The sequence below is a fragment of the Paraburkholderia pallida genome (genome assembly GCF_004524855.1).
Classification (GTDB): domain Bacteria; phylum Pseudomonadota; class Gammaproteobacteria; order Burkholderiales; family Burkholderiaceae; genus Paraburkholderia; species Paraburkholderia oxyphila.
The window spans coordinates 154,286-171,492 of record NZ_CP038149.1; the positions used below are offsets into that span (position 1 = coordinate 154,286).

14 protein-coding genes and 1 pseudogene are annotated in these 17,207 nt (G+C 64.6%); 5 read left to right on the top strand and 10 right to left on the bottom strand.

The annotated features are described in order from the left end of the window. The first annotated feature begins 13 nt into the window (after nt 1-13). From E1956_RS16070 to E1956_RS16080, 3 genes and pseudogenes are all read left to right on the top strand, one after another. Nucleotides 14-1,977, top strand: a pseudogene (locus E1956_RS16070) (AMP-binding protein). Between the two features lie 13 nt (nt 1,978-1,990). Further along, nucleotides 1,991-2,845, top strand: coding sequence for an IclR family transcriptional regulator (locus E1956_RS16075; RefSeq protein ID WP_167760040.1), 855 nt, complete (start codon nt 1,991-1,993; stop codon nt 2,843-2,845). Nucleotides 2,846-2,879: 34 nt separating this feature from the next. Next, the gene (locus E1956_RS16080) at nt 2,880-4,061 is read left to right on the top strand and encodes a CaiB/BaiF CoA transferase family protein (protein ID WP_134750914.1); all 1,182 of its coding nucleotides are present in this window, start codon (nt 2,880-2,882) and stop codon (nt 4,059-4,061) included. A 183-nt stretch (nt 4,062-4,244) separates the two neighbouring features. Here E1956_RS16080 and E1956_RS16085 read toward each other — a convergent pair whose 3' ends face one another. From E1956_RS16085 to E1956_RS16115, 7 genes are all read right to left on the bottom strand, one after another. Then, entirely contained in the window at nt 4,245-5,663 is a 1,419-nt protein-coding gene (locus E1956_RS16085; RefSeq protein ID WP_134750916.1) for an MmgE/PrpD family protein, read from the bottom strand. A 44-nt stretch (nt 5,664-5,707) separates the two neighbouring features. Then, nucleotides 5,708-6,778 (bottom strand): zinc-dependent alcohol dehydrogenase family protein, encoded by a 1,071-nt coding sequence (locus E1956_RS16090; protein ID WP_134750918.1) that lies wholly within the window; start codon nt 6,776-6,778, stop codon nt 5,708-5,710. Between the two features lie 70 nt (nt 6,779-6,848). Continuing rightward, entirely contained in the window at nt 6,849-8,312 is a 1,464-nt protein-coding gene (locus tag E1956_RS16095; protein ID WP_134750920.1) for an aldehyde dehydrogenase family protein, read from the bottom strand. A gap of 43 nt (nt 8,313-8,355) precedes the next feature. After that, the gene (locus E1956_RS16100) at nt 8,356-9,846 is read right to left on the bottom strand and encodes an aldehyde dehydrogenase family protein (RefSeq protein ID WP_134750922.1); all 1,491 of its coding nucleotides are present in this window, start codon (nt 9,844-9,846) and stop codon (nt 8,356-8,358) included. Between the two features lie 28 nt (nt 9,847-9,874). Further along, nucleotides 9,875-10,765: an SMP-30/gluconolactonase/LRE family protein gene (locus E1956_RS16105; protein ID WP_134750924.1), complete on the bottom strand. Its 891-nt coding sequence runs from the start codon at nt 10,763-10,765 to the stop codon at nt 9,875-9,877. A gap of 64 nt (nt 10,766-10,829) precedes the next feature. Further along, nucleotides 10,830-11,639 carry an enoyl-CoA hydratase/isomerase family protein gene (locus tag E1956_RS16110; protein WP_134750926.1) on the bottom strand — a complete coding sequence of 270 codons (810 nt, stop codon included), beginning with the start codon at nt 11,637-11,639 and terminating at the stop codon, nt 10,830-10,832. A gap of 174 nt (nt 11,640-11,813) precedes the next feature. Further along, a complete protein-coding gene (locus tag E1956_RS16115; RefSeq protein ID WP_134750928.1) occupies nt 11,814-12,752 on the bottom strand; it encodes a LysR family transcriptional regulator in 939 nt (312 codons plus the stop codon). A 115-nt stretch (nt 12,753-12,867) separates the two neighbouring features. On the opposite strand from E1956_RS16115, the gene E1956_RS16120 reads away from it, so the two are divergent. Then, nucleotides 12,868-13,788: an alpha/beta hydrolase gene (locus tag E1956_RS16120; RefSeq protein ID WP_134750930.1), complete on the top strand. Its 921-nt coding sequence runs from the start codon at nt 12,868-12,870 to the stop codon at nt 13,786-13,788. A 16-nt stretch (nt 13,789-13,804) separates the two neighbouring features. Continuing rightward, a complete protein-coding gene (locus E1956_RS16125; protein ID WP_134750932.1) occupies nt 13,805-14,740 on the top strand; it encodes an alpha/beta hydrolase in 936 nt (311 codons plus the stop codon). 79 nt (nt 14,741-14,819) lie between these two features. Here E1956_RS16125 and E1956_RS46125 read toward each other — a convergent pair whose 3' ends face one another. The 3 genes from E1956_RS46125 to E1956_RS16135 form a co-directional block, all read right to left on the bottom strand. Further along, entirely contained in the window at nt 14,820-14,975 is a 156-nt protein-coding gene (locus E1956_RS46125; RefSeq protein ID WP_167760041.1) for a hypothetical protein, read from the bottom strand. Then, nucleotides 14,972-16,432 (bottom strand): aldehyde dehydrogenase, encoded by a 1,461-nt coding sequence (locus E1956_RS16130; protein ID WP_134754476.1) that lies wholly within the window; start codon nt 16,430-16,432, stop codon nt 14,972-14,974. Before E1956_RS16130 ends, E1956_RS46125 begins: the two co-directional genes overlap by 4 nt. Before the next feature lie 66 nt (nt 16,433-16,498). After that, nucleotides 16,499-17,152 (bottom strand): zinc-binding dehydrogenase, encoded by a 654-nt coding sequence (locus E1956_RS16135; RefSeq protein ID WP_134750935.1) that lies wholly within the window; start codon nt 17,150-17,152, stop codon nt 16,499-16,501. Nucleotides 17,153-17,207: the final 55 nt, after the last annotated feature.

The following is a 17,207-nucleotide window of genomic DNA, read 5'->3' on the forward strand; positions in this document are numbered from 1 at the left end:
AGGGAGACTCATCATGAGCAATCCTGAATCCGGCCACGTGTGGCAGCCCGGCCAGCGCGAGTTGCAGAACGCCGGCATCGTCAAGCTGATGCGCGCACTGGAGGTGTCCTCGTATGAGGAGCTGATGCGCGTCTCGATCGACGAGCCCGAGCGCTACTGGAACACCGTGATGCGCGAATGCGCCATCGCCTGGGACGAGCCGCCCACGGGCTACGTGGACCTGTCGCGCGGGCCGCAGTTTCCCAACTGGTTTCCCGGCGGCAAGCTCAACTGGGTCAACACCATTTACGCATGGGCCCGAAATCCCGCCACCGCGCAACAAAACGCCGTGGTGGCCGAGCGTGAGGACGGCAGCGTGAATGCGCTGACCTGGGCGGAGCTGGAAACGCGCGTGCGCGACTTCGCGGCGGGCCTCGCACAGCAGGGTCTGAAGCAGGGAGACCGAATCGGACTCCTGATGGAAAACGGCATCGAGGCCACCGTCTCGCTGCTCGCCATCGTGCATCTGGGTGCGCTGGTCGTGCCGCTCTTCAGCGGTTTCGGCGTCGATGCCATCGTCGCGCGCCTGTCAGCCGCCGAGGCGCGCATGGTCATCGCCTCCACGGGCTTTTCGCGCCGCACGAAGCGCGTCGACGTGGCGGGCGCGCTGCGCGACGCGTGGCGCCAGTTGCCGCTGCTCGAGCACGTGATCTGGAAGCGCAGCGAAGGCGAGGTCGTCCATGGAGCCGCCCAGGATGCGCGCGATCTCGACTGGCAGGAAACCGCCACCGTGGCACGCGGTCAAGGCACGGCGCCAGTGTCCGTCACGCCCGACACACCCTTCATGGTGATCTACACTTCGGGCACCACGGGCAAGCCCAAGGGCGTCGTGCACACGCACGGCAGCTTCCCGATCAAGATCGCGCACGACTCGCTGGTCCATTTCGACGTGCACCCCGGCGACGTGTACTGCTGGCCCGCCGACATGGGCTGGATCGCGGGCACCCTGGTGCTGGGCTGTGCGCTGCTGCGCGGCGCCACGCTGGTCTGCTATGACGGCGCGCCCGATTACCCCGACTGGTCGCGCATGGCCCAGGTCGTGGAGCGCCACAAGGTCACGCACTTCGGCTCCGCGCCCACGCTGATCCGTGGCATGGCCAGCCACGAGGAACTGGCCCTCAGGGGCGACCGCTCCACCGTCCGGCTGCTCATCACGGCGGGCGAGGGCATCGCGCCCGAGCACTTCAACTGGTTTCTGCAGCGCTTTGGCGACGGCACGGCGCCTGTCATCAACTACACGGGCGGCACCGAGGCCTCGGGCGCGTTGCTGGCGAGCGTGCCGATCCGCCCGATTCCGCCCAGCGGCTTCAACACCGTCTCGCCCGGCGTGGCGGCGGACGTGGTCGATCCATTTGGCAACAGCGTGACCGGCGAGGTGGGCGAGCTGGCGATCCGCGCGCCTTTCGTGGGCATGACGCAATCGTTCTGGCGCGACGACGCGCGCTACCTGGAAGCATACTGGCAGACCATGCCCGGCATCTGGGTGCATGGCGACCTGGCGCTGCGCACGCCCGAGGGCAACTACTTCATGATGGGGCGCTCCGACGACACGCTCAAGGTTGCCGGCAAGCGCCTCGGCCCGGCCGAGGTCGAGGAAGTGGTGCTCGAGCTCGCCGACGTGGCCGAGGCGCCGCCATCGGCGTGGCCGATGCCGAGAAGGGGCAGAAGCTCGTGGTCTTCGTGGTGCCCAAGCCCGGCTCGACGATGGAGCGGGCCGCGCTGGAGGCCGCCGTGTCCGGCCATGTCGACAAGCGCCTCGGGCGCCCGTTCAGGCCCGGCCGCGTGCATGTGGTCGAGCAGTTGCCCAAGACACGCAGCTCCAAAATCATGCGTCGCCTGATCCGCAGTGTGTACTGCGGCCTGCCGCCGGGCGATCTGTCGTCGCTCGACAATCCCGCCGCGCTCGACGAAGTGCGCGCTGTGGCGCCCACGGACTGATCCACGCCTCGCCATGACCGCCGCCCGTCCGCTCACCGGGGTGCAGCGCGCGATGCCCGATATCTCCGCGGGGCGGCTAAGCGCTGCGCCGCAGCGCGAGCCGGGCGCGGTGGTGGTCACGCCGCTGGTGCGCGCACTGATGCTGATCTCGGCTTTTGCGCCGCATGAGCGCTGGCTCGGCAACGGCGAGCTGGCGCAGCGCACCGGCTTGCCGCCTTCCACGGTGTCGCGCATCGCCCGGTCGCTCGTGCACATCGGCTATCTGCTCCACGACGCCACCGGGCGCAAGTACCGGCTTTCCGCGGCGGTGCTGGGTCTCGGCTTTGCCGCCATCGCCCATTCCGCCATCCAGGGCCTCGCGGGCGAGCGCATGGCGGCCTTCGCGCGGCAGCACAGGCTGCACGTATGCCTCGCGGTGCGCGACCGGCTCGACCTCGTGGTGCTCGAATGCCGGCGCAGCCTCGAATCGCCCGTGATGCTGCCGCTGCATGTGGGCATGCGGCTGGGCATCGCGCTCTCGCCCATGGGCTGGTCGCTGCTCGCGGCGCTGCCTGAGCTGGAGCGCAGCTATTTGCTCGATAACGTGGAGCGGCGCATGTCGCGCGATTGGGCCAGGCTGCGCCGACGCGTCCTGGAGGGCATCGCCCAGGCCGGCGAAAAGGGGTATTGCACGGCCATCGGCGAATGGGAGCCGGAGTTAGGCGTGCTCGCCGCCTCCGTGCTGCTCGAAGGCAATGCGCCCTTTGTGCTCACTTGCATCGGCGCCAGCCATGGCATGTCCCGCGGGCGTGTGGAGCGCGAACTGGGACCACGCCTGCTGGCGATGGCGCACGAACTGCAATCGGAATTCAACGTGATCGGATATTGACCGCGGGTCAAGCCGATTCTCATGCGAGAGAAAAATGAAAGTGCTCGAAGGCATCAAGGTTCTCGATTTTGGCCGCTTTATCGCTGGGCCGTACTGCTCGGCGCTGCTGGCCGACTATGGCGCCGAGGTGATCCGCGTCGACCGCGTGGGCGGTGGCGAAGACCGCTTTATCGTGCCCGTGACGGAGCAAGGCGAGGGCGCGCTATTTCTGCAGGTCAACCGCAACAAGCGCTCCATGACGCTGGATCTCGATAGCGAGGAAGGGCGCGACATTGTTCGCAGGCTGGTGGCCGACGCCGACGTGGTGATCGCCAACATGCCGCCGCGCACGCTCGCGAGCCTCGGGCTCGACTACGAGAGCCTCTGCCGCATCAAGCCCGACATCATCCTCGTGGCCGCCAACGCGTTCGGCAACAGCGAGGCGGTGCGCGACCGGCCGGGCTTCGACGGCGTGGGCCAGGCGCTGAGCGGCGCGGTGCACATCGCGGGCACGCCGGATCAGCCCCAAAAGGCGATGGTGCCCGTGGTGGATTTCGCCACCGCCTTTTCCTGCGCGCTGGGCACCGTGCTCGCGCTCTACGAGCGCAAGCGCAGCGGCATGGGCCAGGAGGTCAGTGCATCGCTGCTGTGCACGGGGCTGAACATGGCCAGCGGCGCGCTGATCGAGGAAGCGCTGCTGGGTCTCGACCGCGCCGCCACGCTCAACCGGGCGTCCAGCTACGCGCCCTCGGATATCTTCAAGGCGAAGGACGGCTGGTTCATTACTCAGGTGATCGGGCGGCCCATGTTCAAACGCTGGACGCAGCTTGTGGCGCGCCCCGAGCTGCTCGACGATCCACGCTTTGCCGACGACCGGCTGCGCGGCGAGCACGGCGAGTTTCTGAGCGAGGTGATGTCAGCGTGGTGCCAGGATCTTTCGCAGGCCGAAGCACTGGCGCAACTCGAAAGGGCGCGCATTCCCGCGGGTCCGGTCAATTCGCCGCGCGAGGCGCTGGAGGACAAGACCATCGAAGCCGCCAACCTGATTCACTGGATGGATTACCCCGGCGCGCCGAAGAAGGTGCCGATTTTCGCCACGCCTGTCTCGCTGTCGCGCACGCCGCCCGAGATCCGCACGCGGGCACCGCTGACGGGCGAACACACCGATGAGATTCTGGCCGGTGTCGGCTACGACGCCCAGGCCATCGCCGGTCTGCGACTGCGCAACGTCATTTGACGCGGCCAGCTTGAGCGTGCCATTGACAAAGCACGACAGTCCCACATGAGTAGAAAGATCAGCCCGCGCATCTGACGTTCAAGGACGCGAGCCTGGGGTCCGAATTACTCGGGCATGTAAAGCCGGGACTCAAGAAAAAACGGCTGGCGGGCAGGGGGATCCTGCTCAACCAGCCGTTTGTCGTTACGTCGCCCACATCTCCGTCAGTTGGGCAGTCTGCATCGCGGGATCGAGTGTGCGCAGCGTCGCCAGCAGTTTCTGGGCGCGCCCTTCACCCAGAATATCGCGGGTCAGCTCCATGAACTTGGCGTCCTGCTCCTGCTCGGGCATGGGGTTACGGTCGGTGCCGATCGGGTTTTCGACGAACACATGCTCGGCGCGGCCGTCCTTGAACGTCACGGTCACGTCGGCCACGAATCGGCCCGGATACTGTTTTTCCAGCGCGGGCTCTTCGCTGATGCGGATGCTGCGCGCCATCGCGATGACGGGCGCCATGTCCACGTTCCCCGCCAGATAGTCACGATGGATCAGGAAGCCGTTGCCCTTGCCGAGCAAGGCGAAGGCGGCCTGGATGGGCAGGCTGAACTGCACGTGCTCGATGTTCTTCGGCTCATAGGCGTTGGCATTGGCCGTCCCGACCACGACGTTGAAATGCGGCGTGATCTTCAGATGCACATCGGCAATCTCGTCGCGGCGCGCGGCGAACGGGCGTAGTGCGTCGATATAGGCATGTGTGCAATAACACGCGCAATAAGCCTTGAGCCAGACGGTGCTCACCTCGAACGGCTGATCGAGTGCAAAGCGCCGCTCGGGCGCGTCGCCCGCCGCGCGCTGCAGGAAGGTGCGGAAAAATCCCTTGTTGCCGCTCAGGAACGCACGCGGGCCGGTAATGCCCGCACGCGCCATGTCGGCCGCCTGCATGCCGTTGCGCGTGCCGATGCCCGCATGGATGCGCTTGATGGAGCCGCCAGTGGAGGTGTACTCGGTGGTGCCCGAGACGTGGCTCAACGCAATGGCCAGCGCGTGCAGCGTGGTTTCCGCATCGAAGCCGCGCAGTTTGGCGGCGACGGCGGCCGCGCCGAAATTCGAGAGCGTGCCGTGCGGATGAAAGCCGCGCTGCAACAGTTCGGGCTGGGCCAGCACGCCCAGGCGCGCGTAGACCTCGTAACCGGCGACCATCGCCGTGAGGACGTCTTCGAGCGACGAACCCAACTCCTCGCCAATCGCGAGCGCTGCCGGGATCACGCAGCTACCCGGATGGCTGTAGCTGGGGCCGTGCGCGTCGTCGTATTCGAAGCCGTGGCCATAGGAGCCGTTGACGAACGCGGCGTCCGCGGCGCTCATCGTCACGGCCGAGGCGCTCACGCGGCTCTTGCCCGGCCGCTGCTGCGCCATGGCGTATTTGAGCAGTTGCTCGGACCAGGGCATCTTCGAGATGCCGATCTGCAAGGCGATCTGGTCGCGCAGCAGGCGGTTCAAACCGGCGTGCGCGCGAGCGTCGAGATGCTCGTATTTCAGTTCCTGAATGAAGCGAACGACTTCCCGCTCCAGCGGCGGGCAGTTGGCCGGAGTGGGGGATGGGGTTTCGTGCGCGGTGGTCACGCGTGTCTCCTTGCTTTCAGGATGCAATCTGGAAATTCGGGAAATCAGAACAGGAACACGCCTTTGCCGCCCGCCTGCGCGTCGAACAGACGATACGCTTCGTCAGCTTGCTCCAGCTTCCAGCGGTCGGTAAACAGCTTGTCCACGTCCACGCCGTGATTGGCGACGAAGTGGATACAGTCCTTCATGCTGACTTCGGACATCGTGTACGAGCCGAGGATCGTGCGCTGCTTGCCGATCACGTCCTTCATGCCGTCCACGTTGAGATTGCCGTTTACGGCGACGAGTGCGATGCGTCCCCACGGGCGCGTACAGCGCACCGCCTGCTGCTTCGGGGTGTCGCCGCCCGCGCAGTCCATCGCGCAGGTCGCGCCCATGCCGCCGGTCAGCTTGAGGATAGCTTCGATCGGATCTTCCTTGCTGCCGTCGATCACGTGCGCCGCGCCAAATTCCCTGGCCCGTTCCACACGGTCGGCGGAAATGTCGACGCCTATGACTTCTACACCCATCGCCGCGGCCAGTTGCACCGCCGATAGACCCACAGGCCCGAGTCCGAACACGGCGAGCGTGTCGCGCGCGCTGATGTTCAGGCGCAGCAGCGCGCCCCAGGCCGTACCGGTGCCGCAGGAAACGGCGGCGCCCGTGGCGTACGAGACCTCATCGGGCAAGTGGACGAGCGAGGTCACGGGCACCCGCATGTAGTGCGCGTGGCCGCCGTGCTTGATGACGCCATGAATATCCGCGCCGTGGCTGCACATCTGCGTCCAGCCCGTGCGGCAATGGTCGCAGTGCTGGCAGCCTTCGTAGTGGAACACCGCAACGCGATCGCCCACCTTGAAGGCGCGCGCATCGACTGCCGCGCCAAGCGCGACGATCTGGCCGCACGGCTCGTGGCCGCCGATGATCGGCGTGTCCTCCGACATGCCGCGCGACGCCAGGTCCTTGAAGCCCAGCGATTTGATGACGTCGGCGGGCTTGTTGCGATAGAAGTGCAGATCGCTGCCGCACATCCCCGAGGCTTTCATTTCGATGACCGCGTCGAGCGGGCCGGGCGTGGGGTCGTCGAAATCGAGGATGTCGAGTTTCTTGTCGCCCCTGAAGACGATGCCTTTCATGTGTGTCTCCTGAATTGTTTTCGTGACTGGAATGCGCGGCGGCTGGGCCGCGCGTCTATCGTCAGTCCAGTCAGTCCAGATTGATGTAGGTGGCCTTGGGGTAGAGGAAGCTTTCCACGTGCTCCTTGCCGCCTTTCCAGCCATAGCCGCTCATCTTCGTGCCGCCGAAACCCACGGCGGGGTCGATCACGCCATAGCAGTTGACCCAGACCGTGCCCGAGCGGATGCCCTGCGAGACCTTGTGCGCGGTGGACAGGTCGCGCGTCCACACGCCGCCTGCGAGGCCATACGGCGTGTCGTTGGCGAGTTGCAGCGCGTCCTCCGCGGAGTCGAACGGAATCACCGACGCCACCGGGCCGAAAATTTCCTCCTGCGCGATGGTCATGTTGTTGCGCACGTTGGCAAAGACCGTGGGCTCGACGAAAAAGCCGTTAGTCAATTCGCCGCCGAGACGGCGACCGCCATGTACCAGTTCGGCCTCCTTGCCGCCGATATCCACGTAGTGCATGACGCGTTCGAGCTGGCGCTGCGAGATCAGCGGGCCGATCTGGGTCCCCGGCTCGCGGCCGTCGCCGATCTTGATGGTTTTGGCGAACGCGACCATGCGCTGCGCGAATTCGTCGTGCACGGCGCGCTGCACGAGAATGCGCGTGCCCGCCACGCAGACCTGGCCCGTGTTGGTGAACACGCCCATCGACGCGCCTGGCACCGCCTTGTCGAGATCGGCATCGGCAAACACGATGTCGGGCGACTTGCCGCCCAGTTCCAGTTGCAGCCGTTTGAGGTTGCCGGCCGAGGCCCGCACGATTGCCTGTGCCGTGCCCACCGAACCCGTGAAGGCCACGCGGTCCACGCCCATGTGCCCGGCCAGCGCTTCGCCCACGTCCTTGCCGTAGCCGGTGACGACGTTGATGACGCCGTCGGGTACACCGGCTTCCATCATCAGTTCGGATACGCGCAACGAGGACAGCGACGCATCTTCGGCGGGCTTGAGCACAGCCGTGCAGCCGGTCGCGAGCGCCGGACCGTAGATCCACCACAGGCCCATCAGCGGGCCGTTCCAGGGGATGATGCCGCCGACCACGCCCACGGGCATCAGGTGCTTGAGCGCCGTGAAGTTCGGCGCGATGGACAGCGGGCTTGCCGTAACTGTGCCCGCGCCCGTCTGCGAGGCATAGAACTGCAGGAGCTGCGAAAGCCATTCCTTGTAGCCACGCGTGCGCGCGAGCGGCGCGCCCATGTCGAGCGTTTCGATCAACGCCAGCTCGTCGAAGTTGTCGAGGATGACGTCGTGCACGCGCAGCAGCAGCTTGCGCCGCTCGTGTGCCGTGAAACGGCTCCACGGCCCTTCGAAGGCGCGGCGTGCGGCGGCCACGGCGCGATCGACATCCGGGGCATCGCCACGGGCGATCTGGCATAGCCGCTCGCCCGTGGCGGGATTGATGGCGTCGATATATTGGCCCGAGCCGGGCTCGACCCATTGCCCGCCGATCAGCAGTTTTTTGGCGCCTTGTACGAACGTAGGCGTGCTCATATCCACGGCGTGTCTCCTTGACGTTTGTTTTGGAAAGCCGCGATCACATGCGGACCATGATCGATTTCGTCTGCGTGTAGGCCTCGATCGATTCCTGGCCGAATTCGCGTCCCCAGCCCGATTGCTTGTAGCCGCCGAACGCCATCGCCGGATCGGACTCGCCAAACGTGTTGATCCACAGACGCCCGGCCTTCAGCGCGCGCACGACCTTGTGGGCGCGCGACACGTCGCGCGTCCAGACCGCGGCGGACAGGCCGTAGCTGGTGTCGTTGCCTTGCAGCACGGCGTCGTCCTCGTCCTTGAACGGGATGATCGAGAGCACGGGGCCGAAGATCTCCTCCTGCGCGATCCGCATGCCGTTGCGCACGTTGTCGAACACCGTGGGTTCGACGAAGTAGCCCGCGCCGCTCCACGCGTTGCCGCCCAGGCGCAGTGACGCGCCGCCTTCCTGGCCCGCGCCGATGTACGACCACACGCGCTCGCGTTGTTTCGCCGAGATCAACGGCCCGAGCTTCGTATCGGCGGCGAACGGGTCGCCGGCCTTCCACGTGGCCGCCAGTTGCGCCACGCGCTCCGACACCTGGTCGTGGATGCTCTCCTGCACGAACAGGCGCGTGCCCGCTGAGCACACCTGGCCCGAGTTGCCACAAAAGGTCTTGACGGCGCTCTGCACGGCCTTTTCGATGTCGGCGTCGGCGAAGACCACGTTGGGCGCCTTGCCGCCGAGTTCCAGCGTCACCTTCTTCAGGTTCGACGTGGCGTCGCGCACGATCTGCTTGCCGATGGCCGTGGAGCCCGTGAACGCGATCTTGTCCACGCCCAGGTGCTGGGCGAGCGCGGCGCCCGCCGTCGCGCCGAATCCGGGCAGCACGTTGATGACGCCGGGCGGCAGGTCGGTCTCCTGGATCAGCTCAGCAAGCCGGATCGAGGTCAGGCACGCCAGTTCGGCGGGCTTGAGGATCACCGTGTTGCCGCAGCACAGCGCATTGGCGAACTTGATGGACGCCATCAGGATCGGCACGTTCCACGGAATGATCTGGCCACACACGCCCAGCGGTTCGCGCAGCGTATAGATGAGCGTGCTGCCGTCCGACGGGATCGTGGTGCCCAGCACCTTCGAGCACCAGCCCGCGTAGTAACGGAAGATGTCGACGGTGGCCGTCACCGCGCCCTGGGCGAACCATAGCGGCATGCCGTTATCGAGCGATTCGATCGCGGCCAGTTCGTCGATGTGCTGCTCGATCTTGTCGGCGATCCTGAGCAGCGCGCGGGTGCGCGCGTGCGGTGACAGCGTGGCCCAGGACGGCGCTTCGAAGGCCTTGCGTGCGGCGATCACCGCTGCATCGACGTCGGCGCTGTCGGCCTCGGCCACATGGCAGAGCCGTTCTTCAGTCGCCGGGTTGATGACCTCGAAGGTCTTGCCCGACGCTGCCTCGATCCACTGTCCGCCGATGAGCAGGCGCTTGCCGCCTTGCAGGATCCAGGCGAGCGCTTTGGCGCGGGCGGCTTGAGCCGGGTTGGATGAATTCGTCATGAAGTCTCCATGGGAAATGGCAATGCGCTCAGGCGACGGCAACGTCGACCCGAGTGGACAGCACGGCGCTCAGCGGATTGGCGCGGCGCACGTCCGGATTGAAATCGGCGGGCGTGACGCACAGGAACAGCGTGCGGCCATCCGCGCCGCCGAGGGCGCACGCATAGCAGTTGCGATCGCCGGTCTGGATCTCTTCGAGAATGCGTCCGCCCGGCGCCACGCGCAGTACGCGCGCCTTGATGAAGTCCGCGACCCAGATAGCGCCTTCGGCATCGGCCTGCGAGATGCCGTCCGACGCCACGGTGATTTCGGCCATCGACTGGATCACGTCCTCGTTTTGCGGCACCGGACCAAAGCGCGCCCAGTCCCGGCGTGCCGATAGCGAACCATCGGGCTGGATGTCGAAGGCCGAGAGCCGGTTGCCGAACGATTCCGCGACCACGAGCGTGCGGTGGTCGATCACGGTCGGGCCATTGGGGAAATGCAGCCCTTCGCTGACCACGGTGACCGTGCCGTCCGGATCGACGCGCGCCAGCCGGGCCGGGCGGCGGGGCGCCAGCTTCATGACGTCGAAGCCGAGATTGCCCACCCACGCGCGGCCTTGCGCGTCCACGACCATGTCGTTCGGCTCGAATTCCAGATGGGGGAACAGATCGGCATGGACCACCACGGCGCCATCGTGCTCGCGCCGCAGCAGCTTGCGATCGTGCATGGACACGGCGAGCAGGCGGCCATCGGGCAGCCAGCCGATGCCGGAAGGGCACTCGGGGACGTGCATTTCGGTGCGCAGATCGCTGCCGTCCTCCAGGATCGAGCACACTCGTTCGGAGTACAGATCGCTGAACCAGAAGCGTCCGTCGTGCCAGCGCGCGCCTTCGGTGTGCGTCATACCGTCCAGCAGCAGGGTCAGTTGTCTCATGTCATTAACTATTATTAGTTAGGTAAAACGCGCAGGGTGGCGCGTCGGGCAATCCGGCCGCGCGCTACGAGGGTAAGCGGGCTGACGGAAAATCTGGCTGGCGTTTTCCGCGCAGCGCGGCCAGGCCTTCCTTCACATCCTCGCCAAGGAAACACAGCATTTCCATTGCGAGGGAATTGTCGAAAATCGGTCCGGCGAGGCGCATCCAGTTGTTGAGCGACTTTTTGGTTGCACGAATGGCGCTCTGGCTGCCGCGCGCGAGATTGGCCGCGATGCCGAGCGACTTCGTCAGGACTTCTACGCGAGGTGCACAGAACGTGACGAGGCCGATGCGCTCCGCTTCCTTGCCATCGACGAAATCGGCCGTCATCAGGTAATACTTCGCCTTGGCCATGCCGCATAGCAGCGGCCAGACGATCGCGGCGTGGTCGCCCGCGGAGACGCCCAGGCGCGTATGACCGTCGGTCAGACGCGCGTCCTCCGCCATCACGCTCACATCGGCCAGCAGCGCCACGGCGAGGCCCGCGCCCACCGCCGTGCCGTTGATCGCCGAGATGATGGGCTTCTCGCAGGCCAGCATGTTGTAGACGATGTCTGACGCCTCTTTCATCACGCGCATCGTGGCTTCGTGGCTGTTCGACATTTCTTCCACGACGGACAGATCGCCACCTGCGGAGAATGCGCGGTCGCCCGCGCCGGTGACGACTGCTGCCTTGACCTGCGGATCGCCGTTGAGCACGCCCCAGACCTGGGTGAGTTCCCAATGCATCCGGTTGTTCGTGGCATTCATGAAATCGGGGCGATTCAGCGTGACGAGCATGACGCCGTCGGGCTGGGGATCGAACCGGAGATACTCGAATTCTTCGTATCGCATGCGGAATTCCAAAACGGATTTGAACGGATCAACATCCATTGAACCCGCCGTTATCGGCGGGCGCAATGCGTGCGATGCGCGCGTTCCGTACTTTGGTAGCCGCTCAGGAAAGCGATTCGTGCCCGCTTGATTCGCCTATATTGGGAAGACGCATTTCACGCCCTCGCACACGTATCAGCGCGATTCACGTACCCGTTCGAGCTGCTCGCGTTGTGCGATCAGAAAGTCCATGAGCGCACGGGTTTTCGCGGGCATTTGCGAGCGCGAAGGGACGTAGAGATAGAAGCCCGGGAAGGGGCGGCACCACGGCCTGAGCACGCGCACGAGCGATCCGTTGGCTAGCTGATGTTGCACGCACAGGTCGATATGCTGCACGAGTCCGACGCCCTGTATCGCTGCGCGCAGCATGCTGTCGTCGTCGTTGAAGATGGCGTTGCCCTTGGGTTCGTACACCACCGTCTGGGCCTCGGTGCCGGGTGTGGTGAACGACCAGCGGTCGATCGTGCCGCTCGACGTGAAGCGATAGGAGAGGCAATTGTGACGCATGAGATCGGCCGGGGTTTCCGGCGTGCCGTGACGCGCGAAGTACTCCGGCGAGCCGACGATGGCCATTTCCAGCATGGGCGTGACGGGCACAGCCACCATATGTTCGTCGAGACTCTCGCCAAGACGGATGCCCGCGTCCAGACCTTCGGCCACGATATTCGAGAACCCGTCATTCATCACGAACTCGAGACGCAGCTTCGGATAGCGCGCGAGGAAATCAGCCATGTGCGGTTCCAGCAGCAGGCGCGCCGCGATGCGCGACGTGCTCACGCGGATTTGCCCGGCGGGTTCGGCATGCGCTTCGCCAAGCTCAGCCACCGCCCGTTCGATCGTCGCGAGCGCGGGCGCGAGTGTGTCGAACAGACGCTGTCCTTCTTCCGTGAGCGACATATCGCGTGTCGTGCGATGCAGCAGCCGCACGTTGAGTTGCTGTTCCAGCGCCTTGAGCTGCTGCGAAAGCGCTGCGCGCGACACCTCCATTTCCGTCGCCGCGCGGGTGAAACTGCGGTGACGGGCAATGTTCGCAAACGAGGCGAGGGCGGGCAGAAGGGAGGTTTCAATCGGCATATTGTCAAGTTTAGCTTAACACTGATGTGTTTAAAAGGCGGTTTTTCCTATCCAAAGACGCGCCTATGATGAACTCCATCGAAACGGACTTTATCCATACAGGAGCCAACCGATTATGCAAAGCGTGACCTTCAAGAACCTCAACGGCCAGGGCGTGACGATGGCCGCCAACATCCATCTGCCGGAAGGTTTCGATGCGAGCCGCAAGCACGCAGCCGTGGTCGTCACGCATCCGGGCGGCGGTGTGAAGGAACAGACCGCCGGACTGTACGCCCGCAAGCTCGCGGAAAACGGCCTGGTTGCGATTGCTTTCGATGCGTCGTATCAGGGCGCGAGCACGGGCGAGCCGCGTCAACTCGAAAACCCGTACATCCGGACCGAGGACATCAGCGCCGTAATCGACTATCTGGTGACGCTGCCGTATGTCGACGCGGAGCAGATCGGCGCGATGGGCGTCTGCGCTGGCGGCGGCTATACCGCGAACGCCGCCATCAACGACCGCCGCATCAAGGCCGTGGGGACCGTCAGCGCGGTCAACATCGGCCAGATGTTCCGCAATGGCTGGGAAAACACGGTTGCCGATGCGGACGCGTTGGCCTACATCGGCGCGGGTTCGCAGGCGCGCACGAGCGACGCCGTGAATGCGCAACTGGCGACGCTGCCGCTCGCGCCGATGCGCGAGGAAGATGCCCCGAACGCCGAACTGCGCGAAGCCTGGGAGTACTACCACACGCCGCGTTGCGAGCATCCCAACGCGCCTGGCTTCATGACGTCCCGCAGCCTCAACCAGATCATCACCTACGACGCCTACAACAAGGCCGAAGCTTTCCTGACCCAGCCGCTTCAGATCGTGGCGGGCAGCGTGGCCGGCAGCAAGTGGATGAGCGACGACCTGCTCGCCCGCGCCGCGAGCAAGGACAAACAACTCCACGTTGTCGAAGGCGCAAACCATATGTCGTTGTACGACGTGCCACAGTACGTCGACGAGGCCGTTTCGGTACTCGTGCCGTTCTTCCAGCGTACGCTCGGTCATTGAGAAAACGGGACCCGTTATGAGCGTCAACGACATTCGCACCGTCAGCTATAAAAACCTGGGGTGGGATACGGCAGCCGATATTTATCTGCCGCCGGATTTCGACGAGACCCGGCAGTATCCCGCCATCGTAAGCACGCACCCGATCGGCAGTTGCAAGGAGCAAACCGCCGGGAACGTCTACGGTGCGGCGCTCGCGCAGGAGGGATTCGTCGTCATTGCCTTCGATGCGAGCTTCCAGGGCGCCAGTGGCGGGTCGCCGCGCTTTATCGAAGACCCGTCGATTCGCGTGTCGGATATCCGCTTTGCCATCGACTATCTCGTCACGCTGCCCTATGTCGATGAGAGCCGTATCGGCGCGATCGGTGTGTGCGGCGGGGGGGGCTATACGATCCATGCGGCCATGACCGATCACCGCATCAAGGCGGTGACGTCGATCACCGGCGTCAACTTTGGTCGCCTGATTCGCGAAGGGTTCAGCAATTTCGATCCCGTCGGCGCGCTGGAGGCGATGGGCAAGCAGCGCACCGCGGAAGCAAAGGGTGCGCCGCGCAACTTCATCAACTATCTGCCGGCATCGGTCGATGAAGGCAGAAAGAACGGCGTGACGGATATCGACGTGCTGGAAGCCACGGACTATTACAAGTCCGATCGTGGGCAGAAACCGAACGGCGCGACCAGTGGGCTGTTCTCGTTCAACAGCGCCGCGATGGGCTGGGACGCTTTCCTGCACGCCGAAGTGCTGCTCACGCAGCCGCTGATGGTGGTGATCGGCGACAAGCCGGGCGCTTTTGGTGCGTATCGCGATGGCTGGGAAATTTACGGCCGCGCTGCATCGAAGGACAAGCATATCGTCGTGGCCGAAGGTTGGTCGCATTACGACCTGTACGATAAGCCCGAGCCGGTAGCCCTGGCGCTCAAGAGCGTGGTGCCGTTCTTCAAGGAGCACCTGTAATCGCACAGGGACACCGCGGATGCGGTGTCCCTGCTGCGTGGGCTATCGTATTTCTCCGGAAGCGTCGGGCGCAGGGGCACTACGCATCGGCGACGCGTGCGCGTTGATGGATCGCCTGATCGAGCGAGGTATCGACGATCTGCGCGTTTCGCTTTACGACCTGCTTGCCGGCAAGCCGCAGGACTATGCGGGCGATCAGACCACGATCGAACAGATCGTCGAACGGGGCCGTCAAGCCATGACGATGGTCTTCGACTCCATAAATGCGGTCAAACCTTCCACGCCGCCTTCCCGCCCGATGCCTGACTGCTTGAAGCCGCCAAAGCCAATCGAGAAGTCCGTGCGTGGTCCGTTGTGGCCGACCGTACCCGAGCGGATCTGCCGCGCCACCTCCAGTGCCCTGGCGCGATCGTTGGTGAAGACCGCGGCGTTCAAACCGAACGGCGTGTCATTGGCCATGCGTATCGCGCTGGCCTCGTCGTCGGCAGGGATGACGCTCAGTACCGGGCCGAATATTTCTTCCTGCCCGATCGTCGAACGATCGTCCACGTTGCCGAATACCGTCGGTTCGAAAAAGAACCCGCGAGTCAGATCTGCCGGCCGCTTGCCGCCGGCTGCCAGCGTTGCACCGTCTGCGATGCCTCTGGCGACAAAACGCTCGACCGTCTCCCGTTGCCGTGCACTCGCGAGCGGACCGGAGGTCGTCTCCGGTGCGAACGGATCGCCGACCACAATCTGCTTCGCGATCGTTGACAACGCTTCGACCATGGCATCGTGCTTCGCACGGGGCACAATCACACGCGTCAGGCTGTGGCAGATTTGCCCGGTGTTGTAGCCGAAGTACGAGGGACCGAGCGTATTCGCAGCGGTTTCGATATCGTAGTCGTCGAGAATGACCGCGGGCGATTTGCCGCCCAGTTCGAGCGTGACGCGCGCGACCCGTTCACCTGCGATCGAAGCGATGCGGCGGCCCGCGGCTGTCGATCCCGTGAACGTGATCTTGTCGACATCGGGATGGCGAACCAGCTCCTCGGACACGTCGCGATCGGCGGTCACGACATTGACCACCCCGGGCGGCAAGCCGATCTCTTCGCAAATCTCGGCGAACAGGTAGGCCGAACAGGGGGCTTCGGGCGACGATTTGATCACCAGCGTACAGCCGGCCAGCAGCGCAGGCGCGGTCTTGTAGGCCATCAATCCGGCTGGCCCGTTCCAGGGGATGATCTCGCCCACGACGCCGACCGGTTCGTAGACGCGATAGCCGGGATTCCCTGTTACCGATCGCTGTTCTTCGACGAACGGGAAAGTCGATGCCATCGCCGCGTACTGGCGAAACGCTCCGCTGATGAACAAGCCGAGACGCGGTTGGGCAACCTTGTAGACGATTCCCGTCTCAATCGACCATACGCGGGCAAAGTCGTCATTGAGCGCTTCGAGGCGCTGCGCGAATCGCTCGAGATAGACCGCGCGTTCTTGCGGCGTCAACCGGGGCCACGGCCCTTTGTCGAAAGCGTCGCGCGCTGCGGCGATGGCGCGGTGCATATCCGCCGACTCGGCCTTTGCAACCGTCGCTACGACTTCCTCCGTCGAACAATCGAGCACGTCGAAAGTACCGGAGGTGGAGGGCGCGACCCACTGCCCGCCAATGTAGAACATTCGAGGATGCTTGAGTTCGATTGTTCTCTTGGTCATCAAATTCTCCATCGCCCTCATTGGAAGGCGCTATTCAGATGCGGGACGACACCGTCAGGTGTGTCGTCAAAATACGATGATGCCCTTGCCACTCGTTTGTTGATTGAAGTGCGCGTAGGCCTCACCAGCTTGTTCAAGACTCCATTCCTCGGTAAAGAGCTGGTCCACTTCGACGCCGTGATCGGCGATGAAGCGGGCGCAGTCCTTCATACCGGTTTCGGAGAAGGTAAATGATCCGATCAGTGTCCGTTGCTTGCCGATCAGATCTTTCATCACGTCTATCGTGACGTTTCCGCCGATGGCGACGAGCACGACACGTCCCCACACACCCGTGCTGCGAATGGCCTGGGCGCGCGGCAGTTCGCCCCCCGCGCACTCTACCGCGCAAGAGACGCCTTTGCCGCCGGTCAGCTTGCGGATTGCCTCAACCGGATCGACTTTGCTCGCGTTGATACCGTGCGCCTTCGGATCGACACCGGGCCCCAGCGCGGCAATGACGCCGCATGGCTCGTGTCCGCCGATAATCTGTTCGGAGTCCATTCGATCCAGCATGCCGAGCATGGCCGGTGAATCCGCCATGCCGTGACGGTAGTAGTGAAGGTCGGTTCCGCACATCCCGGACGCCTTCATTTCGATGACGGCTTCGCCGTACCCTGGAACGGGGTCCTCGAAATCGAGCACTTCGACCTTGCAATCTCCCTGGAACACCATGCCGCGCATTACGTCTCCTCCAACTGTATTTGAACTGGCGTGCACGCGTCATGCCGAACCGCGT